The sequence below is a fragment of the Eubacterium sp. genome (genome assembly GCF_057858645.1).
The window spans coordinates 1-24436 of record NZ_DBLZZO010000036.1 but is presented as its reverse complement, the minus strand read 5'-3'; the positions used below and the strand labels follow the sequence as shown (position 1 = coordinate 24436).

The following is a 24436-nucleotide window of genomic DNA, read 5'->3' as shown; positions in this document are numbered from 1 at the left end:
CCTGTGGCTTTTAACAATACAAGTGCTGTCGATATTTGTTCTTGTGTGTACCTCATAACATATCAGGCATTACACAGTCCAACTTTTCGTCCGCATGCCCACCGCACAGTATAATTTACTTTTACATAAATCCTATTTAATTCACACTCTATTTAAACCTTTATTTAATAGGAAGCTGAATTTCCGTTAAACATTCATCATCTATTGATGTTTCATAGTCATCAATATGACAAAATTCTATAGGATCACCTACTATTTTCATGTGATGCTCTTTTGCAAAAGTTATTAATTTGTCTACAGCAATTTTTGTTCTGGTGGAAGGTCCCTTATAAAATATTGACAAATATTTTCCTGCCGGCAGAGAATAATTACTATTGTAAAGCAATGTATCTGAATAAAAAAATACGCCTTTAGTTTCAAAGGAATTACCATCATCACTTACTTTTGACGTATCTAACACGTAGCAATCACAGGCACCAATTGTGTCAACTTTGTTTTTGTGAGACTGCATGTATTTTACAAGATAGTAATCCACATCATCATCGTCAAGATTTGACTCGCTTATCATTACGCAATGGCGTTCATCAAATTCTTTTACCCTTATATTGCCTAAGTCTGTATGGTTTATATTTTCTTCTAACGATTTTATTCTCGCCTCAATACTTACCTTCTTTTCAAATAACTCAACAATACTTTTATTTACTATATTAAGTTCCTCTGATAAAAGCATTTTGGTTGTTTCCACATTTTGATTCTTATCAAATTCCTTAATTCTGTCTGTGGAAAAACTAAGTCCCAACAGTTCTCTTATCATTGTAAGTTGCCGGATATCCGATAAAGTATATACTCTGTAGTTATTTTCCTGATTTCTGGTTGGTTCCAAAATTCCAATTTTTTCATAATATCTTATTGAATCAGCGCTTACGTTAAAAAGTCTTGATACTTCCCCAATGTTAAAAGTCTTCTTTCTCTTCATATTTATCCTTTTCCAAATTTGCTTCTATATCTGTTGTTTTAATAAAAATTCTTCTTATAACATTTTCCGGCACTCTTCTTTATGACTGCTTTCTAACATTAGTATAATACCAATGCTTTTATGAAATTATAATTATATTTTCTTTTATTTTAGCAATTTAGTATAACAATTATATGTGTTGACATTTGTATTATACCAGACTTTATTATATTTATGAATTAAATTTACATAAACATAATTATTTGTGTAATCGTAATTATTTATATAAAGTAGTTATTTATTAAGAAAGGATTTTAACTTATCATGCATGATAAAAAATATAAAATGGAAAACAAAATTTTGAAACTATCACTTACAGGAACAATTATTTTTACTGTAGTAGAAGTAATCGCCGCAATTTTACTGGGTTCAAAAACCGTTATAGCTGATGGCATTTTCGACTTGTTCGATTTAATGCTTCTGCTACCAATGTTCATTCTTGTTCCATTTTTGTACAAGCCGGTTTCCGAAAACAAGCCTTACGGATTTTCGCAGATAGAATCTCTACTTGTTCTTTTAAAATACACTGTACTATTAGTTGTGGTTATTAACATGATTGTTTCAAACGTAAAGATTTTATTAAACGGCGGGCATACTGTAGACGCCTTCAGTGTTTTAATGTATGAATCAACTCTTTGCTTTTTCTGTATTTTAATGCTTCTATTATTAAAGCATCTAAGTAGAAGCTATTCTTCACTTATGATTCAGTCGGAATTATATTTATGGAAGGTAGATGTTGTAAGTACACTTGGTATATCTGTTGCTTTTTTATTCCAGCTATTGCTTGCAAATACAGAACTGAAATTCATAATTCCATACATTGATTCTTCTGTAGCCATTGTGGTTTCACTGTTTTTATTAAAAGAACCTGTTGTTCAGATTTTTAAAACTTTAAGAGAGCTTGTTCTGTTCTCACCTGAAAAAGAAATTATGGATGAAATTCGTATCGTTGTTAAAGAAGACATTAAAACTTATGATTATAGCTTGGATTTTCTTGACGTTACTCAGACCGGTCGAAAAACCTGGATTGAAGTATATGTGAAAAGCAAATCTGATATTATAAAAGTTAAAGATTTTAAAAACATTCAGGAACACATTACAAAAGATTTAGAAAATAAGTTTGACCAGATTTCCGTTGAAATAATTCCCGCAATATAATATTAGGTTTATTTTAAATTACATTAAAAAATTAGTTTTTAAATAAAAGTATGGATTATTTTGGATTATAATGTTATATTTGTTGTAATTTATTTAAACTTATCGGGAGGCGGGGTAATATGAAACAATACAATAGAAAAAATCTCATATGTTATCTTATTTGTATTAGTCTCGTTTTCTCATGGGTTACTTTCGGTATTTCAAATACCAGCGAATTATTCTCATCATCTTCCAAAGATGATTCTTATACTTTTCAGGTAATTAAAGATGCATTACCTGCAACAGTATCTACAAGAAGCGAGTCAGGAAGTTCAGCCTCACTTGCACGTTTGCGCAATGCAAACAATACCTTTTCAGGATTTGGCGGTATTTTTGCAGTTCTTTTAACTTCACCCTGCTACAATTTTTTTGTGGTATTACTTTCTCTAATACTGGTTAATACTGCAATTATATATAGTAGGACTACAATTCTAAATTATATTCACCAAAAGGATGGTAAGAAGTAATATTTACAGCCTTTTTGTAAGGTTTTATTTTGGTACAAAAAAATAAGGAGGTACATATTATGGAAACAGGTATTATCGTTGCAGTTATGGCTGTTATCGTTGTTGCTGCAGGAATTTATGCATGGTATATCTCAAGAGACTAATTTTTATACCTGGCATAATTTTATAGGTCGGATATTATGCCGGAATGTAAAGCTTTTTCATATTATATATATGATTGTTAGTGTAGTAAGCACAACAATCCAATTAAGATTAAAATGTCGGGGGGACATCTTAATCTTTTAATGAAATACTCACTGGAATATTTGAAGTTTTTAAGTGTGGGGGAGACTAAAAGACTTTCATATTCCTTTGGGTATTTTTTCTGCTATTTTTTGTTTATACTGATATTTTTTATAATTGCTATAATCACAACGCTATGATATACTGTAGAGTGACTTTTTATGAGTTTGAGATTAAGTTTTTAAGAACATTAAATCGGGAGGAATACAAATGTACAAGATTGTCAAAAGACAGCAATTAAACGATACTGTTGTACGCTTAGATGTTCAGGCTCCTTTTATAGCTAAAAAGGCTAAAGCCGGACAGTTCATTATTTTCAGAATTGATGAACATGGTGAGCGTATTCCACTTACTATTGCTGATACAGATGCAGAAAAAGGAACTGTATCTATTATTTTTCAGATTGTTGGTCAATCAACAATGCTTTTATCACAGTTACAGGAAGGCGATGCTATTTTAGATTTTGTTGGTCCACTTGGTGCAGCAACAGAGTTTGGTGATGCAAAGAAAGTTTGCGTTATCGGTGGTGGTGTTGGTAATGCCATTGCTTATCCTTCTGCAAAAGCTTTATTTAACATGGGAGCTGACGTAGATGTTATCGCCGGATTTAGAAGCAAAGACATTGTTATTTTAGAAGATGAATTCAAGGCTGTATGTAACAGACTTTTCATTACTACAGATGATGGAACTTATGGAGAAAAAGGATTTGTAACTAACAAATTACAGGAATTAATCGATGCCGGTAATAACTACGATTTAGTTATTGCAATCGGACCAATTCCTATGATGAAGTTTGTTTCAAAGGTTACAGAACCATATAATATTAAGACATTAGTTTCACTTAACCCTATTATGATTGACGGAACAGGAATGTGCGGTGGTTGTCGTGTTACTGTTGGAGGCGAAATCAAGTTTGCCTGCGTTGACGGTCCTGATTTTGATGGTCACAAAGTTGATTATGATGAATTAATGCAGCGTAATTCTACTTATAGAGAATTTGAAGCTCACGATAAAGAACACTGCCGTATGTACAAGGCAGCTGATATGGGAGGTGCGAAATAATGCCTAATATGACTTTAACAAAGGTACCTATGCCTACACAGGAACCTAATGTAAGAAATAAAAACTTTGACGAGGTTGCTTTAGGATACACTGCTGAAATGGCTATGGAAGAAGCAACAAGATGTATTAACTGCAAGAATAAACCTTGTATGAGTGGTTGTCCCGTATGCGTTAGAATTCCTGAATTTATCGCACAGGTTGCTGCAGGTAATTTTGACGAAGCTTACAATATTATAACAAGTACAAATGGTCTTCCAGCTGTATGTGGTCGTGTTTGTCCACAGGAAAATCAGTGTGAAGGAAAGTGTATCCGTGGTATTAAAGGTGAACCTGTTGCCATTGGTCGTTTGGAAAGATTCGTTGCTGACTACCATATGGCTCACAGCAATGATGACGCTGTAAAACCTGAATCAAACGGTATTAAAGTAGCTGTTATCGGTGCAGGTCCTGCCGGACTTACATGTGCAGGCGACCTTGCAAAACTTGGTTATGAAGTTACTATTTTTGAAGCTTTCCACAAAGCCGGTGGTGTTTTAGTTTATGGTATACCGGAATTCAGACTTCCTAAAGATATTGTACAGAAGGAAGTTGATAACCTTACAAAACTTGGTGTTAAGGTTGAAACTAACATGGTAATCGGTCGTGTACTTTCAGTTGATGAAATTATGGAAATGGGATTTAAGGCAGTATTTATTGGCTCAGGTGCCGGTCTTCCATCATTCATGGGTATTGAAGGTGAAGCTTTAGTTGGTGTATATTCTGCAAATGAATATTTAACAAGAGCTAACCTTATGAAAGCTTACTTAGATGATTATGATACACCTGTAATTAAGAGTAAAAACGTTGCTGTAGTTGGTGGTGGTAATGTTGCCATGGACGCTGCAAGAACAGCTCTTAGACTTGGTGCTGAAAATGTATACATTGTATATCGTCGTGGTATGGAAGAACTTCCTGCACGTAACGAAGAAATCGAACATGCTGAAGAAGAAGGAATTATCTTTAAAACATTACATAACCCTGTAAAACTTAAAGGTGATGAAAACGGTCGTGTATGTAAGATGGAATGTGTTAAGATGGAACTTGGCGAAGCTGATGCTTCAGGTCGTCGTCGTCCTCTCGCCATTGAAGGAAGTAACTTCGATATTGATGTTGACACAGTTATCATGTCAATCGGTACAAGTCCAAACCCACTTCTTAGAACTACTACAGAAGGTTTGGAAGCAAACAAATGGGGTTGCTTAGTTGTTAATGAAGATACTTTAGAAACAACAAGAGACAACGTATTTGCCGGTGGTGATGCCGTAACAGGTGCTGCTACAGTAATCCTTGCAATGGGAGCCGGAAAACAGGCTGCTGCAAGCATCCACGAAAGATTAAGCAAATAATCAATTATAAATAAAATCATGCTTATAGATAATATCTTATTTATTAAGTTGTTATTTATATAAGATGAATAAAAAGAGAGATAAAAGTTTTGAATTAGCTTTTCTCTCTCTTTTATTAACAACTGCAATTCCTCTTGCTCTAACGTAAAACTTTTTCTTATTAACAAGCTTCTTACTCTTAACTGTTTTCGCTGTGGCTTCACTCCATTTTATATCAAAATGTCCCGATGCAACTAATGCGTTGTCGTAGGGAGTTGTGATTGCGAATGTTTCTGCTGCCTTCGTGTTTGTTTTGCCGTTTGCAACTGGAATAAGTCCAATAACAATTGCTATAGACAAAACAATAGCAAGCAATTTTCTTACTTGTTTCATAATGTTCCTCCTATATTCAACTGTATTTAACCCATTCAATTTTTTCCTATTATTAGTTATAATCAAAAAACGTTTTTAAAACAATTATCATTTTTTATGAAAATTTGATATGTGTTTTGTGTATTTTTTTGTAAATTTTTTTTATGTTAAGCAATCTAATTCTAACTTGCTATTTTTTGAAAAAATCTGTTGACAAATTAATTTATTTTGTTAAAATGATAATAGTTACTATTATTGATATGGAGGTTATATGGCAAAGCGAAGTCTACAAAGAGAAATGATAAAACAAAATTTGCTCTCAAGATACGATCACCCTACTGCTGATATGGTATATCAAAGCATTAGAGAAGAGCTTCCTAACATTAGCTTAGGAACTGTTTACAGAAACTTACGATTTCTTGTAGACCAGGGAGATGCCCTTTCCCTGAAGCTTGGTGATGGTCGCGAACATTTTGACGGTCACGTTGAACCACATTACCACTTCATTTGTACTAAGTGTGGCGACGTTGAAGACATTTTCATGGATGAATTAAACATCTGTGAAGAGGCTGCAAAACATTGTTCAGGAGAGATTAAAGGTCACAGCACTTACTTTTATGGTTTGTGCAAAAATTGCAAATCTATACATTAATAGTAAATTCATTTTTATTATTATTTTAAAAAGTTTTATTTATAGGAGGAAGAAAAAATGGCAAAATTTGTATGTTCAGTATGTGGATATGTTTATGAAGGAGATGAAGCACCAGAAAAGTGCCCAGTTTGTGGTGTTCCAGCAGAAAAGTTTAATAAAGTAGATGAAGGCGAAAAAACATGGGCTGCAGAGCATGTAGTTGGTGTTGCACAGGGAGTTAGCGAAGATATTTTAGCTGATTTAAGAGCAAACTTTGAAGGCGAATGTTCAGAAGTTGGTATGTACCTTGCAATGGCTAGAGTGGCTCACAGAGAAGGCTACCCTGAAATCGGTTTATACTGGGAAAAAGCAGCTTACGAAGAAGCTGAACACGCTGCAAAATTTGCAGAATTACTTGGCGAAGTCGTAACAGACTCAACAAAGAAAAACCTTGAAATGCGTGTAAATGCAGAACACGGTGCAACAGCAGGAAAATTTGATCTTGCAAAACGTGCAAAAGCTGCAAACCTTGACGCAATCCATGACACAGTACATGAAATGGCAAGAGACGAAGCAAGACACGGTAAGGCATTTGAAGGATTATTGAAGAGATACTTTGGTTAAGCTACAATGCCTTTAAATAAAGGATATTTTAAGAATTATCAAGAGGATAGATGTTAAGTCTGTCCTCTTTTTTTGAGTTTATTTCTTCAAAAAAAGTGGAAGAAATTGTGTACTTTTTTGTTCTACAAATTCATTTTTCTTTAAAAGTGTACTTTCTAAAAGTGTACTTTTTACTCCCTTATTCTAATACATTATCTTGCTACATTCAACTAATAAATATAAACGTCTTTTATCAACTCCGTACATTTTTGAATAACTTATCTTAACTTCTTACTACTTCTGCTATTTTTTATATCGTAAGGACAAGTTTATATAACCTGCTGCTTACCAATTTTAAATTACTCTGAAAGGAGTGATTACAAATTGGTATCAAAAGCAACAAAAAATAAATTAGAAAAATGTTGGAGCAATAGATGTGCTATCTGCGGCGGCAATGACTATTTAGAAGTTCATCATCTAATCGCAAAATCAGCAGGCGGCACAGACGATTATGACAATCTTATCCTGCTCTGTGCCTGCTGCCATGCAACAGTTCATAATAAAGCCTACAATCCAAGTAACTACCACCAAAACACATCTATTGACTATGAATCCGCAAAGCCTGTTTTGGCTCAATATTTTGCAAATGAGATAGGAGCAAGGGAAACAAAAGAGAAATTAAATTTGTCACAGAAAACCCACTTGTCAGAAAGTTCTGTTTTCAAACGGTACAAGAGAGAACATAACATTGAAAAATTTTATAACAATGTGGATTTAATCAATAGCAAAAGGAGAAAAAATGTATAAAATGTTTATCTTATATTTTCAAGCACTTACGCAGGAACAAAAGAATAGTTGTCTTATTTCATTATACAGTGGCAATGATTTTCTTTCCTGCTGCCACAAAACACAAAATGAAAGGACGAACTATGAAAAAAGCAATACTATCTATGCGTAACTTTAAGGAATTATCCCATATAGAAAAAGAGTTTTTAGCGTTTTATGGAGAATTAGACACCAATAATCCATATTATGATTATTACCTTCAAAGACAAAATATAAACGAAAGAATACAGGAGAAATTGCGGAAACATGAAATAACACTTTTAGCAGAAAATACAATCAAGAAAGAACTTCCTAAAATAATAACCTCTGAACTCCAAAAAGCATTGGTGCAGAAATAAAAGTGCTTATTTTATTTTCAAAAAAAATTATATTAAAATATATGTATAGAGAAAAAATATTGAAATGTTAAATAGAATTTCGTATGTCACTTTAGAGAAAATGAGGGGAATTTTTCTAAAAATATTATATAAAATATAGTTTTGATTTTTTTCCCCTTATTCTACATACAGGCAAAGAAAGGAAAGTATGGATATTGAACTATTAGAAAACCATGTATATTCAACAAAGGATATGTATCAATTTTTTGGAGTTTCAAAAGACACTTGGAAGAAAAAGAAAGAAGAATTACTGCTCCACCTTCAACAATTTTATGAATATGAATGTGCTTACAATAAATTCGACCGTCGAAAACTGGATTATCATATTATTAGAAAGATAAAAGACTATGAGCCACCAAAAGGCAAAAAAGCAAGGCAAAATGAAATTTACTCTAAACAAATAGTTAAAGTTATTGAAAAGGATAACTGGCAAACCCCTAGTAATGTTTCAAGAATCATCAAAGATAACAAGGAAATTGTGGCATTAAAGCACAAAGATGGTACAATATATGAGTATACAAGAGTAAACATGCGAACTATGTTCGGAAAAGAAATAAATGAAGGTGGCACTATGGGAATCATTGCCGATAAAGTATGGTGTATGCTAGAACGTGAAAATAACAGATACATACCTTTAGAAGAAGAACAGATAACATTTCTTTACCAAACATTCCACAATATACGGAAAGAGAACAAAAAAGATGATTTATCCATCTGTTCCGAGTATGAAAGTGGACTTATATCAAAAGAAGAAATGCAGGAAGCACTTAGTAATAATAGTCTGAACTGCTTCATAGCCGCAAAACAGGAATTTAAAGAGAAATATAATCATTTCCCTGTAAAAGTGCCTTTATATAAGTTATCCGCATATACAACAAATGAATAGGAGAATGGTATCTATGAATGATAGCAAATCAGAAAGCAAGAAACTAATCCCCATATATCTTCAAGAATTATTCCTTGAAAGAACAGACGATAGGCATTTTTTAAGAATGCCCGAAATATTATCCTACTTGGAAACAAAAAATATTTATGCAGACAGACGTACAATCTATGCTGCTATTTTCCTGCTGCGTTCAGCAGGTTTTGATATTGAGGGAATCAAAGAAAAAGGCGGTTTCAAATACCACTTAATCAATAGACAGTTTGATACAAACGAATTAAAATTCCTTATAGATTCCGTAGCAGTTTCAAAATTTCTGACAGAAAAGAAATCAAAAGAACTGATAAACAAAATAAAATCTTTCGGCAGTATTTATGACAGTAAAATATTAAACCGAAATATTTTAATCGGCGAACGTATCAAGAGTATGCGTGATAACGTATTAACAAACATAGATAACATACATCTTGCGACAAGCAGCAACCGACAAATCACATTCAAATATTTAAGATGGACTACCAAAAGAACGCTTGAACCCTCTGATTCAAAGAAAGTGTATCGTGTCAGTCCTTATGCGGTATGCCTTAGTGATAATAATTACTACATGATTGCCTTTGATAATCTCACAAAAACACTACGTCATTACCGAGTGGATAAAATGAAATCCATACATTTATTAGACGAGCCAAGAGAGGGCTTGGAAACGTATAAAAATTTTGATATTGCCGACTACTCCAAAAAGACTTTCGGAATGTTCGGCGGCAGAGAACAGACTATCTCTGTACAATGTAAAAATTCTTTTGTGGGCGTATTCATTGACCGCTTTGGCGATTCCGTAAGCATAAGACCTAACTATGAAAATCCTGACTATTGCATTTGTAGAATGACAGTCAATGTAAGCCCCCAATTTTACGGTTGGATATTTGCTTTAGGGGCGGAAGTCACAATTGTATCTCCGCAAAGTGCAATAGATGAATTTAGGGAAATGGCAAAAACGATATTCGAAAATTACAACCGTAATTAACCGATAATTTTCGTCTTTTCCGTAATTTTATTTTCTTCCTAAAAGAATCTGATTTTTTAGTAATTGACTTATTGTTGGGAGTTTGCTAATATAAAGATAGAAAAAGGCACTACCGATAGACGGTTAGTCCCAAATAGTATAGTACTCAAAAAAGAGTAACCGCACTAATTGCAACTGGGGCGGTTACTTTTTTGAGTTATTGATATATGCAATAAGTATCGAAACTATAATCGATATAATCATTAATACTATGTATAGCATCTCAAAATCACTCATATAAGTGTTCCCTCCTTTCCAAGATTTCTCCTTGCGAAGATTTCTATGTAATCAGAGGGTTCAGTCCCTCTGTTGAAGGACTAACCGCCTACCGTTTCTTGGTAGCACCCAAAACAAGTCTACCAAATCGGACGACAAATAACAATACAATTTTCCACAAAATTTGAGGGGATTTTTAGAAAGTATTTTGATTATTCAACAATCAAAATCTTAAAGGCTAGATATAGACTAATACTGTTATAGGAATAAAAATCTATCGTTTTTCAAATCAAAAATGCTCTTGGAAATTTTACTTACCTGCTATAACGGAAACGGTGCTTTTGTTTTTGCTCATTCCCGAAATATAGCCCTCCCCCTTTCCACAATTTCCTGCTGCCGCCACTTTTTAAGCAGCAGGCAGCTTTGGAGCAGTTTCTACTATCATTTCTGCGTGTCTTGGATAATTTTCTAAAAACCAATCTCTTACTGCTACATATGTCTTTGAACTATTTCCATTATACATATCCTGGAAGTAATCAATAGTATCCTCAAATGTAACTCTATTTTCTGAATCCATGACTTTTATAAAATTTCTCATATAGGCATATGTAAGACCTTTACTTTTATGACTGTCTTTATTACCTCTAACGCTCCTGCGTACAATTTTCATACTAGGATTTTCTTTTCTCACATCCCTTAACTCATTATATTCTTCTGTTCCGACAACTGCTGCTGCGTCTAAAAATGCTTGTGTAACTATAATTGAATTTGAAATAAAATCTACTCTGATACCGCTCATATTATTACTCCTTTCTATGCTGCTTCATTCTGCTTTGATTTATTTTCCTGCACAAATTCATTTCTTTGAGCTGATTCATTTTCCTGCTCTAATTGCTTCTCTAATTCTTCCAATTCACTATCAATATCTAATGATAAGAACGCATTATATTCCTCTTTGTAATTCTTTAAAAACCACTTCTTAATTACTGCGTATTTTCCTTTTCTATTGCCTACAACATTTTCCACTCTTGCGAATTGTACTAATGCAGATTGTGAATCCTCTCTTGTTGATAAGAACCTTTTCATTTCATCAATAGTAAGATGTTTATATGTTTCTTTATTCTCATTTCTTTCTATCGTCTTGTATTGAAACTTATAATCTGCATACTCTTTTCTCAACTGCTGCATAATCTCAAATTCGGGAGTTCCTAATACACCTGCTGCATTACCAAATCTTTTTGTAATTGTAATAACCTTTGCTGCAAAATCAACCTTGTAACCATTTGTTTTCTTCATTTTGAATACCTCATTTCTTTCTTGTTTTTTGTAACATTTCTTTTGTTATCTTATGTATATATTGTACTATTTGAGGTGTACAAAAAAATGTACTTTGATAAAAGTTTTTACAATTTATTTTTCCTTTTTAAACGTTTATAAAAGCATACTTTTCCGAACGCACATAATATACACATTTTTACGTTCGTAAATGTTTTGTTTTTATTTTATAAACGTTCGTATATTTTTCTTGACTTTTACGAACGTTTTTGCTATACTTTTGTTAAAGGAGTTGATAAGATGTTTGAGAATTTAGACCTAGATACTATCGGATATATTCAGTACATGGAACAAGCCGAAAAAGCAAAACAAGAATCTGACAAAAGCAGAAAGGAGCAGGAGAATGATATACGGTTATCACAGAACGAGTACAACAGACCAACATTTAGATAGAGGTATTACAGAAATAGAAACTTTCTGTAAAAACAATAACATGATTTTAGAGAAAATCTACACAGACCAACAGACGGGCAAGAATTTTAACCGTCCACGATACCAAGTTCTTAAAGAGGATATTTTGAGGGCAGGAGATATACTTATTGTAACCGAACTTGACCGATTAGGGAGAAATAAACAAGATACATTAAAGGAACTTCAATATTTCAAAGATAAAGAAGTTCGTGTTATGATTTTAGAAATTCCGACCACCACACAAGATTTATCTTCTCTTGATAATTCAATGGCAAAAATGATAATGGAAACAATCAACAATATGCTTATTGAACTTTATGCTACAATGGCACAAGCTGAAATTGAAAAGAAAGAAAAGCGGCAGCAAGAGGGCATTGCCGCAAAGAAAGCAAGAGGAGAATGGGCTGATTATGGCAGACCGAAAGCACAAAAGCCTAATAATTGGAATGAAGTAATTGAATTATGGAAGAGTGGTGAAATAACCGCCGTAAAAGCTATGGAACTTACTGGACTAAAGAAAACCACTTTCTATAAATTATTAAAGCAGCAGGACTGACCTGCTGCTTTAGCTTTATTGTGCTATAAATGTATATCCTTTATTTTTTGCCCATTTTTCAGCATAAGACCCCTTTTCTCCTTTAATACTTGTTAATTTAGGACAATACACAAATGCATTTGATACTATCTTAGTTACACTGCTTGGTATTGTCACCTCTGACAAACGTTCGCAAGAATAGCATATTGTCTTATCTATACTTTGTATTCCACTTGAAATTGTTACGCTATACAAACTGGCACAATTATAGAAAACTTTTTCCCCTATACTTGTAACGCTATTTGGTATCGTAATACTTCCTAAACTGCTACATTCATCAAACGCATAATCTCCTATACTCATCACACTATTTGGTATTGTTATACTTGCTAAAGAGGTACAGGTAGAAAATGCCCCCTCCCCTATACTCGTTACAGTATTTGGTATAGTTATCTGTTGAACCATTCTATCATTTGAAAATGCAAGCCTTCCTATTCCAACAACTGTTTTTCCACATATTTTATTAGGAATCACTATTTTAGTTGTAGTGTTATAGTAACGAGAAAGCTTTATTATACATCCATCTGTTGTATCTTCTGTAAGCCACATATTTCCATTGTCCCCATAATCTTCTTGACTAGTGGTTGTTTCTTCCTTTTTCGCCGTAGTTGTTTCTTCAACTTTTGTCGGCTCATCTTTTTTAGTTGTAGTTTGCTCTTGCGTAGTACTTTCTTCTTTTTTAGGAGAATATATATAATCAAAGAATGTAGTACCTTTATATGTATACATGACTTTTACATATCCATTATTTACATATGTCTTTAAATCTCTGCCATACGTTATAGTATTTTTACTGTATGAATTTACTGTTTCTCCCACAATATCATCTACGAATTTACTCGAATAAACATATACATAATTTCCTTGACTATTCCTTTTTAAAACTAAACTTGTTTCATAATGTCCTGGAGTTATACGATACTCACCACTTCCAGAATTTACAGAAACGCTATCTATTGTCATCATTTTATTTCCGTTGTTTAATATAGTTATATTGAGCAATCCATCTTTTTCCTCATACGAAAATTCAATAGGAGCTTTTACAATAACTGAACATTGAGCAATATAATTTCCTTCCTGCGTTTTTGCACGAATAACTGTCTCTCCCGCATTTTTTGCAATAATTTCACCCGAATCACTTACCTCTGCAACCCATGAAGATTCTGTAGACCAAACAATTTTCTTATTTGTGGCATTTTGTGGCAAAACTGTTGCATTTATTATATTTCTTTCATTTTCTTTTAATTCTATGGCAGTTTTGTCTAATTTTACCCCTACAACATTTACATTCGCAGGTTTTGTAGGTTCATTTATGTTTGGTACAGGTTTTGTAGGTTCATTTATGTTTGGTGCAGGTTTTGTAGGTTCATTTACATTTTGATTATTTTTTTCTTTTTTTACAGTAATCTTACACTTATATTTCTTTTTTCCAACCTTTGCAGTAATAGTTGCTTTACCTGCCTTTTTACCTTTTACTTTTCCCTTTTTACTGACTGTTGCAATTTTTTTGTTGGAAGAACTCCATTTTACTTTTGCCTTGTTATTTTTCAATTTCAGAGTAACTGTTTTTCCTACATAAATAGTTGCCTTTGTCTTATTTAGTTTTACTTTCTTTGCCGCACTTACATTTATTGTTGGTATCATTGATATTGATAAAACCAATGTAAGCATAATTGCTAGAATTTTTTTTACTTGTTTCATAATTTTTTCCTTTCACTATTTTATTTAGTACTTTTAATTAGTTCATTTATTTGCAATCCTTTTTCGCAAAGGACTCGAACAGCCTCAATAAATGATGGAAGTTTTTGCATTTTTTGAAAATCACTTATTTTTTGTATTAATTCTGAATCTTTTTCTCCAAATGTAACTTGTTTAGTCATAATGCCACCTCCTATGTTTTATATATATTATTTTAGAGTTTATAACTCTATTTGTCAATATTTCTCAAACAGTTCTTTATAATTACATCAAGAGGTGTTACACATGAAATATAACGAACGAATTAGGGAAATAAGAGAGGATAATTCTCTTACACAACAAAAGATTGCCGACCTACTTCATATCGGACAAAGAACATATGCAGACTATGAAAGCGGTAAGACTAGAATACCTATTGATAATCTTTTAATTCTTGCAAAATTCTATAATGTTTCTCTTGATTACATTACTGGTGCAAGCAATATCAAAACAGAATATCCTAAAAAATAAGCAGTAGCATAGGAAATTAAAATGCTGCCGCTTATTTTTCTATTATTATATTATTTCTGTTTGTTTTTCACTATATAACTATCCAATTTACTTATGGAATTTCGTGTTTCTGTTTGCAACTTACCAACATAACATTTAATAACGCTAATGATACATGAGCTTTCTGTCTGTTGCTCATATACCCTTTCCAATAAGTCCAATACACACAACAAAGATTTTATATTATCCTCTGTTGCTAGTAAATCCTCCATGATTAAATACAATTCTCTCATATCAATTCTCCTTTTCAATTTAATACGCTATTGATTGTACTTAATCAAACCATTTCCAAATTTTTCAACAGTTCATCAACTCCCTGCTCTGAAATGGCAATATAATACTTATGTGTTACCGCACTGTTGCTATGCCCCATTTGATTGCAAAGCAAATGTTCGGGAGTATTCAAAGTAGCAAGAGTAGTACCATAAGTATGCCTTAAATAATGATACTTGAAATTTATATGATATTCTCCCTGCAAAGTTCTTGAATGATATTTCATTGAATTTACTGTTTGTATTTTTCCATTCGGCAGAGAGTTTACTAACCCGAGAGAAGAAATCACATTCCCTTTAATATCTTGTATAAAGGTTTGGTTCTGTTGTCTTTGTGCCTTTAATTCTTTTTTATATTGTTCCTGCTGTTGCATTAGATTTTCAAAATATTCTTTTAACTTACTGCACATATATATTTTTCTTTTGGCATTTTTAGTTTTGAGTGGTACTAATTTTATCAATCCCTCTTGATATTGCATTTGTCTGTCAATGGTAATAATACCATTTTTCAAATCTATTTTATCCCATTTCAAACCGTAGCACTCATTAATTCTCAATCCACAATACTTACCTAACATATAGGCGGTTTCCGCATTTGTACCTTGAAAATAATTATCTAACTGCTGCATTTCCTGCTTATTAAAATAGACTATATCGGTTTCTTCATCAATCTTTTGCTTTGGCATATTTATTTTTGTATTTTTGTTAATACACAGTTTGTTGTAAGTATCTATATCTAAATAATTTCTTGAATATGCCTGCCCGAATATTAAGTAAAACATCTTTAAAAATGATTCTGTATAAGAGTAAGCCTTGCCCTCTGTATAATAAAGTTCTGCGAGATAATCTTGTATTTCTGCTACGGTTATATCATCTATATATCTGCTGCCGAATCTCACTTTTAAATGGTTATTCCATAAACTGTCTTGTTTTTTAATCGTTGTATAGGCTTTTCCATTTCTTCCATACTTACAGTATTCCTCAAAAACTTCTTTAAAAGTTTTTCTCACAATTTTCTTTATTGGCTTTTGCTCTGTTCTCTCTTTTATGATTGCTCTTTCTCTTGCTCTAAAAGCCTGCTTTTCTGTTTTAAAGGGATTTCCATTTTCATCTTTTGTTTTCTTTCCCTCTCTCCTTTTTCCATTTACATTGATTGCATACCGAAATCCCCAACAACCATTTTTCAACTGATAAACTCCTGCTAAATTTTCTTTTGACATAATAAAAACCTCCTAAAAGTTGTACTTTTTTGTGTACTTCCTTTAGAAAGTCTTTTAAAGTTGTTATGAATTGTACTTTTTTGTGTACTTTTGTTTTTTCCAAATTCCCTTTATTTATCATATCTTGCTAAGCGTGCAAAAGCTGCAAATCTTGATGCAATCCATGACACAGTACATGAAATGGCAAGAGACGAGGCAAGACACGGCAAAGCATTCGAAGGTCTTTTGAAGAGATACTTTGGTTAATTACGAGCAACGTTAAAAATAAAAAAGGCGATAATACTGCTTGCAGGAATTATCGTCTTTTTCTATTTTTTAATGTTGTGACAATCTCCAGCGAAAAGCAGCGAAGCGGATTTGAGCTGGAGGTTGCTCGTAAGTCGCATATTCAAAATACTCTTGAAATATCAATAATCATCTTTTACTATAATATTACAAAAGGTACTACCGATAGACGGTTAGTCCAATATAATATGATTAAAAAAGTAACCATACCATTTGCAGACGGCGGTTACTTTTTTACTTCCTACAGTTCCACTATATTTCCTGAAAGCATATTTTTATATTTATTATCACAAGTTACAAAAATAACCTGGTTACCGGCATCAGCAAATTTCTGAACCAACTTACACGCTTGCTCTGTTCTGTTTTCATCCATCTCTGTAAATGGGTCGTCAAAAACTACAAGACCGCCTCCATTAGGAAATAAATGTTCAAGTATTGCCAATCTAAAGGCAAGGGCAATCGTGTCTTTTGTACCCTCTGAGAGAATTTCATAAGTCATGTGATTATTACCACTTTGAATATTCACATCCATATTCTCATCCATAGACTTAAGATTAATTCTGCCATCAGTAATTACAGAAAGATACTCAGCGAACCTATCCTGAACATCAGACATAGTACTTTCGCCAGCCATATTCTCACGAGTCGCTTTAAGAACTGCTAAAATATGATTCCATCTTTCGCAGTCATCCTTAAGTTTCTGAAATTCTATTGTTGCATCATCAATTTGAGTTCTCAAATCCTCAGGTGCCACATCACCAAGCTCTTTTTCATGCTCACTGAGATCTTCCTTTGCCTTTTCAATTTGGTTGTTAGCATCTTTAATATTGGATTTAAGTGTTTCTTTGTAAACTTCGACATCATCAATATCACGATACTTCTTTGGAATGTTTTCAACGTCACCCTGTTGCGAATCAATCTCTGCAAGTTTGGCTTCTGCCACTTTAAGATTTTTCTTCATGCAATCAACAGGTGACTCGGCATCATATTCTCCTTCTATGGAATTGCACTTCTGTTTTAACATTGCTTCATAAGAATCTATTGATTCAGAACCGCAAAGTTCCTTAATTTTCTTATCAAGTCCATCCAGTTCTGAAGACTTTTCCTTATGATGTTCATAATCTTCATCAAGCTTATCAAGATCTATGCCTTCTATACGATCATCATAATCTTTCTGAGCAGCACTTAAATTATGATATGCTTCTGTATACTCCTCCTTCTTAGTTCTAAGTTCATCACGATCCTTAACTCTGCATTTTGAAAGAAGTGCTTCTCTCTCCTTATTATTCTCATCAAGCTGTCGCTTAACATCTTCCACATCTATATCCTTTGCTGCAATGGTCATGCTCATAACACCTGGAACTGTAATCTCTACAGTTTCATTGATATCAAATTCACCGGCAGAAATATCTATGTCCTTGCCTGTAGCAACTGATTTGACCTGAATATCGGTGTTTCCAAGTTTCTTAATATTAGCTACAGAATTAAGATTAGAAAGCTGTGCTCGCAAATTGCTAATATCTGACTCAAGAGTATCAAGCTTTTTCTCATCTTCAGCAGTTATTTCTATCTTACCTTCGATTGTTTTTTTTGCCTCATCAAGACTATCTTTTGCCGCTTGGATTTCTTTATACTTCGAAATTATATCCTGAGCCTTAGCGAGCGTCTTTAAATGTAAAGCTCCTTCATATTCTTTGAGAAGTTGCGGATATTCCTTTAAATCTGCAGAAATTTTATTTATCTCCTTTAAATACTTATTCCTAAGTTCCATATTACTATTATAAGCAGCAAGCGCTGCTGCATAACGTTCATACTCTTCTTTTTCAGCCTGATAATTTTCTAGCTTTTCTTTAGCTTCATTGATTTTGTTATTGTCAATATCAATAGCTTTTTCAGCAACTTCACTCTTCTGCAAAGCATCCTCAAGTTCTGCTTTAGTATAATAAGCCTCCAGAATAGTTCCTACACCTTGAACCCATTTCTTTCCAATTCCTCGTTTTTTATCAGGACCATCATTTGCAAAATCCCAATGTCCACTAAGTGCATCAATCTTTTCCTGAATAATCTTTTCAATTTCTTCCGGAGCAATCCCTTCTGTTGATGACATTCCTTCAGACGCAATAATAGAAACCAAATCCTGTTTTACAAGTGCTTTTTTGTCTAGCTTGTTTAAAATGTGCTCAACCACATTTGCCTGACTTTTTTGAGATGCAAAAATCACATCATCATAAAGACCTCTCTTGTAAACTAATTCCTCATCAATTATTTCTCGAACCTGTTTCTCATTTGCAATAATCTCGTCCTTTGAAGTAACAAGTTCGCACATCTCTGAAGCACCCCACTTCTTCTGAAGGGTATACAGACCATCATCTGTAGCGAACACTAACGTTCCATCTACAACATCTCCCTTGGAATCAGAAGGCATAAACCTTGCAATGAAATCTTTGTCTTCTTTCTTACTCTTACTAAGCTTAGAGTCTCTGTATAGAGTCTGATAAATAAGCTCAATCATAGTACTTTTACCGGCCTCATTATTACCAACCAGTACATTTAGTCCGTCCTCAAATGTGACCTCTTTATTCTTAATACCTGCAAACTGTCTAGTCTTAATCGATTTTATATTCATAGTTACAACCTCCTCTATTTCAACGATTTCACAATATCATATGCCATCTGAAGCTCCACCGGGTCATCCAATAATTCTTCCAAAAATTTGGCTGCAAAGCCAATTTCCGAAAACTCATTTTCAATCTTTTCACTGGTAATCTTCTCACTTAAATCATTATCAAGAATCTTGTAGTTCAAGAATCTACTAAGTTGAGCCTCATAGATTGCTCCCTTTTTCTGATATTCAGATGCATCTACACTTCCGGAGATTGTAAGCCTTACAATTGAATTGCTAGAGTAATCCTTTACCAATTCTTCGATTGCATTCTCTAAAGACTTATTTTCTGTTGCATTAAAAGTCAACTTTTCGTCGTAGTATCTTATTCTTCCGGTTACTACACGCTTAGCCAGAATTTTCTTAATTCCATTATTGTTCTGTAATGTAATCACAAAGGCATTACCTTCTGTATTATTGTGCAAATCAAGTTGTTCGTGTGTTCCAGCATTAAAAATAGTATAGCCGGTCTTTTCCTCATCAGCAGGAATTGCAGGTTCTGTCACATGAGCATGTCCCAATAACCACAAATCCATTGGAATACTGTCAAGCTCAGTTCTTGTCATTGGGAAATACTCCCCTTCTGTATCAATTGCAAGTCCTTCCAATGCGCCATGGGCAATACCAATATTATACTTGTTCGTACCATCAATATCCTCTTCCCTTATCCAATCCAAACGATTAGTGTCGCTATGTTTGCTATCGCAATACGCAGGATAAAAAACTGCCAGACCATCACTACTATCAAATTCATATGGCTGGTATTCATTAAGTACAATAATATTGCTATGAGCATCTGCCAGATTCATAAAATCATTCCACAGCTGTTCATTACCTGAATAAAAATCATGGTTTCCTGGAAGTACCAGTACGTTCTGATTAAAACCTGCAAGAATCTCAACTACACGTTTAACATCCTTTTTTGCTATTGCATAAGTATTATCAAAAAGATCGCCTGTAATAATGAAAAACTCACATTGCTCTTTTTCTGCAGTTTCAACCATCTCCTTAAGACAAGTGAATCTGCTTTCTACCAACTGATTTTTAATACTATACTTATCAAATTTTCTTCCGATGTGATTATCACCTGTAACAAATAACTTCATTCCACTATCCTCCTACTATCTTCTATTTTTCGTCATTTTATTAACTAGCTCTTCCTGACTACTGCACTCGCGTGCATCCAGTATGTATTAAAGGCTGTCTAAATAATTAATTTCAATTTCTTTCAAAAATCAATTCTACCGGCTCCTCCCATCCCGGACTCTTATCTGTCATTCCCTCATATCTTATATTAATCGTGTCTCCTTTTCTTTTCATAAATTCTTCCAGTGGCATAATATAAGGATCAGGACCAGATATTTGTCTTACTCTACTGCATACAAATTCATATTCATCTTTTGCCTCATCTTCGTTACTAAAATCAATATCATAATACGAAACTTCTTCTTCCTCTTGCATTGTGACCTTGCCATTATTTCTCTCTATAATAACATCCCGTGAAAGACCACAATAACAATCAAATATTGTCGCATATACTTCATAATGAAAATTTCTAAATATATCCTTGTCAGCTTCCGATTCTTGCAACTCTGCAAGTTCATCTATATAGCCATTTATTTCTGCCACAAGGCTTAGAACAGCATTCTCAAGACCTCCTGATGCTTCATCAAATATTATGCTTCTATTCTTTGAGTCATATTTGTCAACACTATAAAAAACATATTTCTGATTTAGTATTTTGTGCTCCAAAATTTCCTTTATTATTTCAAATTCTTTGTCAGTATTTGTATCTAACCTAATGTCACAATAAACTTCTGCCATATTTTTTACCTCTCCTTATCTCGCATTTTTCCGTTCTTAACACTTTATTTTTCATATTTTCCTAAATTGATTCTTTCCCTTGCAGCAATTTCAATCAGTCTGTCATCTGATGCACTTTCTACATCCGACAAGCCACCCATTGCCATACCAGCACCTCCAAACATAGCCGTACCATAATAATCCTCCAAATCATTTCGTAAAGCATCGTAATCAATATCTTTGTTCATAACTTTCTCCCTTCTTCCATATTTCCACGCTGTCTTATAGTAATATTTTACCATGTTTTTTGTTAGTTTTTTTCAAAATTTGACCTTTTTGCACAATTTTTTCATATGAATTTTCACTAATTGATAAATACCTTTTATGTAATAATTATTTCAACAAATTACTTATTACATAAAAAACAGTCCTACAAAATTTTTCAACTCTGTATTTCTTCTTTTCATAAATGATAATAAATAAAGAAATGCCTGTTTAAATTCTGTAAAACTGTTTCTTACGTTGTATAGTTATATTCTATTTTTTAACTTTTCTTGTTTTAGACCAACGGCTATGAATTTTTCTTCCATTAACTATAGCGTAGGTTCTTATTTTAAAGAAATAAGTTCCTTTGGATTTCAGCCTGCTTACATCAGCCGTCATTCCTGTAGCACCTTTTTTCTTTTTGCTCTTTTTTATATTTTTAATTGTTTTCACTTTTTTAAATTTTCCTTGGATGCCTTTTCTCATATACACCTCAACGCCTTTGCTGTTGTCTTTTATTACTCCCCATGACAAAATCCATATGGTTTTGCTTTTTCTTAAAGTTAATTTAGGCTTTTTAGGCACGCCTCTAACATATGTTGACCAAATGACTGACCAGGTTACTTTATTATTTTTTCCAGTTGCCTGTATTGTGTAAAAATATGTTTTACCAGGTTTTACCTTTGAATCAATAAATATGTTGCTTTTTGTTTTTCCGATTAATTTGAACTGACCATCTTTTTTTGCTTTGTATATTTTGTAACTATTGCCATTCTTTATTTTTTTCCATGACAATTTTACAGAGTGGTAATTCAGTTCTTTTACACTTTTTATTCTGAATTTACCTGATGGTGTAATATCAAATGGTCCTTTAGTAGTTTCAGTATTATTTCTGCCTGACGTTGTCTGGTTTCCCGGTTTCTTACCTGTAGTTGTACTGTCAGATGTTGTCTGACCTCCTGTATCTTCTGTATTCTTACTTGTAGTCGTAATCTCAGGTGTCTCCTGACTTCCTGAGTTTTCTGTATTCTTATCTGTAGTCGTAATTTCAGGTGTTGGCTGGTTGCCTGTATCTTCAGTGTTTTTATCTGTTGCTGTAATATCAGTTGTTGTCTGATTTTCTGCATCTTCTGTTGGGTTTATATCAGATGTACTATTTGGGGTTGTTTCTGTTGGTCCAACCGGTGTATTCTCCTCAGTTGTAGATGTTTCAGACTCACCAGATTCCGTTGATGTATTGTTAGTCGCTTCCGTTGTTACATTACCGCTTGTTTCTGTTGTTGTATTATCTGTTGTCACATTGTCGTTTGTTTCCGTACTTGTACTATCTGATGTTTCTCCATCATTGTTTTCATAATCCAAATCTATACTTATAAAATCTATTCTGTTTTCTTTTGCGTAAGTCTCTGCTGTAGACCCTTTAAAGCCATATATTGTTTTCAAATTCATAGGCATACCTTTTTTTGCCAGTTCGATATTAGGATTTTTGATTGTCATAGTAGTCAATTCAGGGCAATTATCGAAGGTATGATTTTCTATCTTGGGTACCTTACTTGGAATTGTGATTTCTTTAAGTTTTGCATCATATTGAAACGCATAATTTTCAATGTATTCAATACTTTCAGGCAGGTAAACATATTCAAGTTCTCTTTTATAACTCATCCCTGATGTCTCAATTCCTTCAACTCCATTGCCTATTATTACAGTTTTACAGCCTAACTCCGGCAATATATCTTTTTTAATAATAACACCTTTATTGCCAACAAAATAGAATCCATCCGTATAACCTACCACATTTTCCCCATCATCAGGCCATGTCTGATATGCAGTACTTCCAAATTTTATTAAGGTAATTCCATGTTCTTTTGCATATGATGCTAAACCTGATCTAGAATTTGCATGTATTTCTTCTACGCTATCAGGCCATGATTTTGGAAAATTTGTTGTATATGCTGATGTTATTTTTTTTATATTATTACATCCATAAAAAGCATTCTCTTCAATTGTTCCACATGGAATTGTATCATAATGTCCATTTGGATTTGCGTTAGATGTTAAAAAAATGTATACAGATTCAAGCCCTGTACAATTAAAGAATGCATAGTCAGACACTTTGCTTATATGCCTGAGTAATACTATCTCTTTCAAACTTTTACAGTTTGCAAAAGCATTCTTGCCTATGATTTCAAGACCATTTGGAAGCTCAACTTCTTTAATATTTTTATAGTTTTTAAACATTCCATCAGGTATATTTGTAATTTCATTGTCCATGACAACTTTTAAAACCTTATCAGAGATTTCTGCCTTTTGAAGGTCATCAAACTGTTCTATATCTATCTCTCCCGTACCTGTAATACGCAGTGTTCCATCCTTTTCCAATTGAAAATAAGTCTGTGGACCACATTGACCTTTGATGTTTTTGTAAATTAAAGAATCTTCTGTAGTATTTTTCGATGTATTCTCTTCTTCTGCCTTTACAAAAGATGTAGGAACTACTCCTGCTACAACCATACTTAATATTACTAAATATGTAATTGTCTTTTTACAGCTCTTAAATATGTTCATAATCTTTCTACCCTCCTGCCACGAATAACCTCTTATTATGTTCTATAAATTTGAGATTTTTTGTGTTATTTTACGGTTATTTTTTATATATAAATTATATCACACAATACCACTATAGTCACTTTTACTCCAACCTAATATGTTATTTATATATATAAAACAGTCACAATTCGAATGTGTTAGATGTTTCAAAACTTTCATGCTTAGACAACAACTTTTTATTTTAATTTTGCGACAATCTCAATCGAAAATTAGGAAAGCTGATTTAAACTGGTGGTTGCTCATAAGTTGTATAATCAAGTTAGTGTAAAATTTTAGTTGGCAAAAAATAAATAAAAAAATGGGAAGTAGAAAAAACCACTTCCCAATCATACAGTTTTTCTTTATGATATTAACTGC

The 24436-nt window shown here is 33.1% G+C and carries 25 protein-coding genes and 1 pseudogene; 13 read left to right on the top strand and 13 right to left on the bottom strand.

Annotated elements, in window-relative coordinates; all coding sequences use genetic code 11:
* Positions 1 to 160: 160 nt before the first annotated feature.
* Positions 161 to 976, bottom strand: a complete 816-nt coding sequence (locus tag ACZM4J_RS11170; protein WP_022165893.1) for a MerR family transcriptional regulator — start codon at positions 974 to 976, stop codon at positions 161 to 163.
* Positions 977 to 1300: 324 nt separating this feature from the next.
* Here ACZM4J_RS11170 and ACZM4J_RS11165 point away from each other — a divergent pair, with 324 nt between their 5' ends.
* The 4 genes from ACZM4J_RS11165 (at position 1301) to gltA (ending at position 5408) form a co-directional block, all read left to right on the top strand.
* Positions 1301 to 2173 (top strand): cation efflux transmembrane domain-containing protein, encoded by an 873-nt coding sequence (locus tag ACZM4J_RS11165; protein ID WP_489486160.1) that lies wholly within the window; start codon positions 1301 to 1303, stop codon positions 2171 to 2173.
* Positions 2174 to 2292: 119 nt separating this feature from the next.
* Positions 2293 to 2679 carry a hypothetical protein gene (locus ACZM4J_RS11160; RefSeq protein ID WP_489486158.1) on the top strand — a complete coding sequence of 129 codons (387 nt, stop codon included), beginning with the start codon at positions 2293 to 2295 and terminating at the stop codon, positions 2677 to 2679.
* Positions 2680 to 3171: 492 nt separating this feature from the next.
* A complete protein-coding gene (locus tag ACZM4J_RS11155) occupies positions 3172 to 4023 on the top strand; it encodes a sulfide/dihydroorotate dehydrogenase-like FAD/NAD-binding protein (protein WP_022165896.1) in 852 nt (283 codons plus the stop codon).
* Positions 4023 to 5408, top strand: a complete 1386-nt coding sequence (gene gltA / locus ACZM4J_RS11150) for an NADPH-dependent glutamate synthase (RefSeq protein ID WP_117998353.1) — start codon at positions 4023 to 4025, stop codon at positions 5406 to 5408. Before ACZM4J_RS11155 ends, gltA begins: the two co-directional genes overlap by 1 nt.
* Positions 5409 to 5459: 51 nt before the next feature.
* On the opposite strand, the gene ACZM4J_RS11145 is transcribed toward gltA, so the two are convergent.
* On the bottom strand, positions 5460 to 5780 hold the full coding sequence (locus ACZM4J_RS11145) for a hypothetical protein (protein ID WP_022165898.1): 321 nt from the start codon (positions 5778 to 5780) through the stop codon (positions 5460 to 5462).
* A gap of 250 nt (positions 5781 to 6030) precedes the next feature.
* On the opposite strand from ACZM4J_RS11145, the gene ACZM4J_RS11140 reads away from it, so the two are divergent.
* The 6 genes from ACZM4J_RS11140 to ACZM4J_RS11115 all read left to right on the top strand — a co-directional run bounded on the left by ACZM4J_RS11140 (position 6031) and on the right by ACZM4J_RS11115 (position 10123).
* Positions 6031 to 6411: a Fur family transcriptional regulator gene (locus ACZM4J_RS11140; protein WP_022165899.1), complete on the top strand. Its 381-nt coding sequence runs from the start codon at positions 6031 to 6033 to the stop codon at positions 6409 to 6411.
* Positions 6412 to 6468: 57 nt separating this feature from the next.
* Positions 6469 to 7014, top strand: coding sequence for an NADH peroxidase (locus tag ACZM4J_RS11135; RefSeq protein WP_022165900.1), 546 nt, complete (start codon positions 6469 to 6471; stop codon positions 7012 to 7014).
* A 363-nt stretch (positions 7015 to 7377) separates the two neighbouring features.
* Positions 7378 to 7800, top strand: coding sequence for an HNH endonuclease (locus tag ACZM4J_RS11130; protein ID WP_428244867.1), 423 nt, complete (start codon positions 7378 to 7380; stop codon positions 7798 to 7800).
* Between the two features lie 122 nt (positions 7801 to 7922).
* Positions 7923 to 8177, top strand: coding sequence for a hypothetical protein (locus tag ACZM4J_RS11125; protein ID WP_428244868.1), 255 nt, complete (start codon positions 7923 to 7925; stop codon positions 8175 to 8177).
* Between the two features lie 187 nt (positions 8178 to 8364).
* Positions 8365 to 9102: a hypothetical protein gene (locus tag ACZM4J_RS11120; RefSeq protein ID WP_428244869.1), complete on the top strand. Its 738-nt coding sequence runs from the start codon at positions 8365 to 8367 to the stop codon at positions 9100 to 9102.
* A gap of 13 nt (positions 9103 to 9115) precedes the next feature.
* On the top strand, positions 9116 to 10123 hold the full coding sequence (locus ACZM4J_RS11115; RefSeq protein WP_428244870.1) for a helix-turn-helix transcriptional regulator: 1008 nt from the start codon (positions 9116 to 9118) through the stop codon (positions 10121 to 10123).
* A gap of 661 nt (positions 10124 to 10784) precedes the next feature.
* Here the strand turns inward: ACZM4J_RS11115 and ACZM4J_RS11110 are convergent.
* Both ACZM4J_RS11110 and ACZM4J_RS11105 read right to left on the bottom strand, forming a co-directional pair.
* Positions 10785 to 11177 carry a hypothetical protein gene (locus ACZM4J_RS11110; RefSeq protein WP_022164612.1) on the bottom strand — a complete coding sequence of 131 codons (393 nt, stop codon included), beginning with the start codon at positions 11175 to 11177 and terminating at the stop codon, positions 10785 to 10787.
* Between the two features lie 14 nt (positions 11178 to 11191).
* Entirely contained in the window at positions 11192 to 11674 is a 483-nt protein-coding gene (locus ACZM4J_RS11105; RefSeq protein ID WP_428244871.1) for a hypothetical protein, read from the bottom strand.
* Between the two features lie 382 nt (positions 11675 to 12056).
* On the opposite strand from ACZM4J_RS11105, the gene ACZM4J_RS11100 reads away from it, so the two are divergent.
* Positions 12057 to 12680: a recombinase family protein gene (locus ACZM4J_RS11100; protein WP_022164524.1), complete on the top strand. Its 624-nt coding sequence runs from the start codon at positions 12057 to 12059 to the stop codon at positions 12678 to 12680.
* A 15-nt stretch (positions 12681 to 12695) separates the two neighbouring features.
* Here the strand turns inward: ACZM4J_RS11100 and ACZM4J_RS11095 are convergent, their stop codons facing one another.
* Both ACZM4J_RS11095 and ACZM4J_RS11090 read right to left on the bottom strand, forming a co-directional pair.
* Positions 12696 to 14420 carry a leucine-rich repeat protein gene (locus ACZM4J_RS11095; protein WP_428244872.1) on the bottom strand — a complete coding sequence of 575 codons (1725 nt, stop codon included), beginning with the start codon at positions 14418 to 14420 and terminating at the stop codon, positions 12696 to 12698.
* 20 nt (positions 14421 to 14440) lie between these two features.
* Positions 14441 to 14599 carry a hypothetical protein gene (locus ACZM4J_RS11090; protein ID WP_428244873.1) on the bottom strand — a complete coding sequence of 53 codons (159 nt, stop codon included), beginning with the start codon at positions 14597 to 14599 and terminating at the stop codon, positions 14441 to 14443.
* Between the two features lie 103 nt (positions 14600 to 14702).
* Here ACZM4J_RS11090 and ACZM4J_RS11085 point away from each other — a divergent pair, with 103 nt between their 5' ends.
* The gene (locus ACZM4J_RS11085) at positions 14703 to 14927 is read left to right on the top strand and encodes a helix-turn-helix domain-containing protein (RefSeq protein WP_428244875.1); all 225 of its coding nucleotides are present in this window, start codon (positions 14703 to 14705) and stop codon (positions 14925 to 14927) included.
* Between the two features lie 50 nt (positions 14928 to 14977).
* On the opposite strand, the gene ACZM4J_RS11080 is transcribed toward ACZM4J_RS11085, so the two are convergent.
* Positions 14978 to 15199, bottom strand: a complete 222-nt coding sequence (locus tag ACZM4J_RS11080) for a hypothetical protein (RefSeq protein WP_428244876.1) — start codon at positions 15197 to 15199, stop codon at positions 14978 to 14980.
* Positions 15200 to 15243: 44 nt separating this feature from the next.
* Entirely contained in the window at positions 15244 to 16458 is a 1215-nt protein-coding gene (locus tag ACZM4J_RS11075) for a tyrosine-type recombinase/integrase (protein WP_428244877.1), read from the bottom strand.
* A 123-nt stretch (positions 16459 to 16581) separates the two neighbouring features.
* Between ACZM4J_RS11075 and ACZM4J_RS11070 the strand changes: the two are divergent.
* A pseudogene (locus ACZM4J_RS11070) lies at positions 16582 to 16704 on the top strand (NADH peroxidase); the annotation flags it as partial.
* Positions 16705 to 16984: 280 nt separating this feature from the next.
* Here the strand turns inward: ACZM4J_RS11070 and ACZM4J_RS11065 are convergent.
* The 5 genes from ACZM4J_RS11065 to ACZM4J_RS11045 all read right to left on the bottom strand — a co-directional run bounded on the left by ACZM4J_RS11065 (position 16985) and on the right by ACZM4J_RS11045 (position 24037).
* Complete coding sequence (locus ACZM4J_RS11065) at positions 16985 to 19369, bottom strand: ATP-binding protein (protein ID WP_022165901.1); 2385 nt, start codon at positions 19367 to 19369, stop codon at positions 16985 to 16987.
* 14 nt (positions 19370 to 19383) lie between these two features.
* Positions 19384 to 20511, bottom strand: a complete 1128-nt coding sequence (locus ACZM4J_RS11060) for a metallophosphoesterase family protein (protein WP_428244878.1) — start codon at positions 20509 to 20511, stop codon at positions 19384 to 19386.
* A gap of 112 nt (positions 20512 to 20623) precedes the next feature.
* The gene (locus ACZM4J_RS11055; RefSeq protein ID WP_428244879.1) at positions 20624 to 21229 is read right to left on the bottom strand and encodes a hypothetical protein; all 606 of its coding nucleotides are present in this window, start codon (positions 21227 to 21229) and stop codon (positions 20624 to 20626) included.
* A gap of 44 nt (positions 21230 to 21273) precedes the next feature.
* The gene (locus ACZM4J_RS11050; protein WP_022165902.1) at positions 21274 to 21456 is read right to left on the bottom strand and encodes a hypothetical protein; all 183 of its coding nucleotides are present in this window, start codon (positions 21454 to 21456) and stop codon (positions 21274 to 21276) included.
* 289 nt (positions 21457 to 21745) lie between these two features.
* Positions 21746 to 24037, bottom strand: coding sequence for a leucine-rich repeat protein (locus ACZM4J_RS11045; protein WP_428244880.1), 2292 nt, complete (start codon positions 24035 to 24037; stop codon positions 21746 to 21748).
* Between the last annotated feature and the right edge of the window lie 399 nt (positions 24038 to 24436).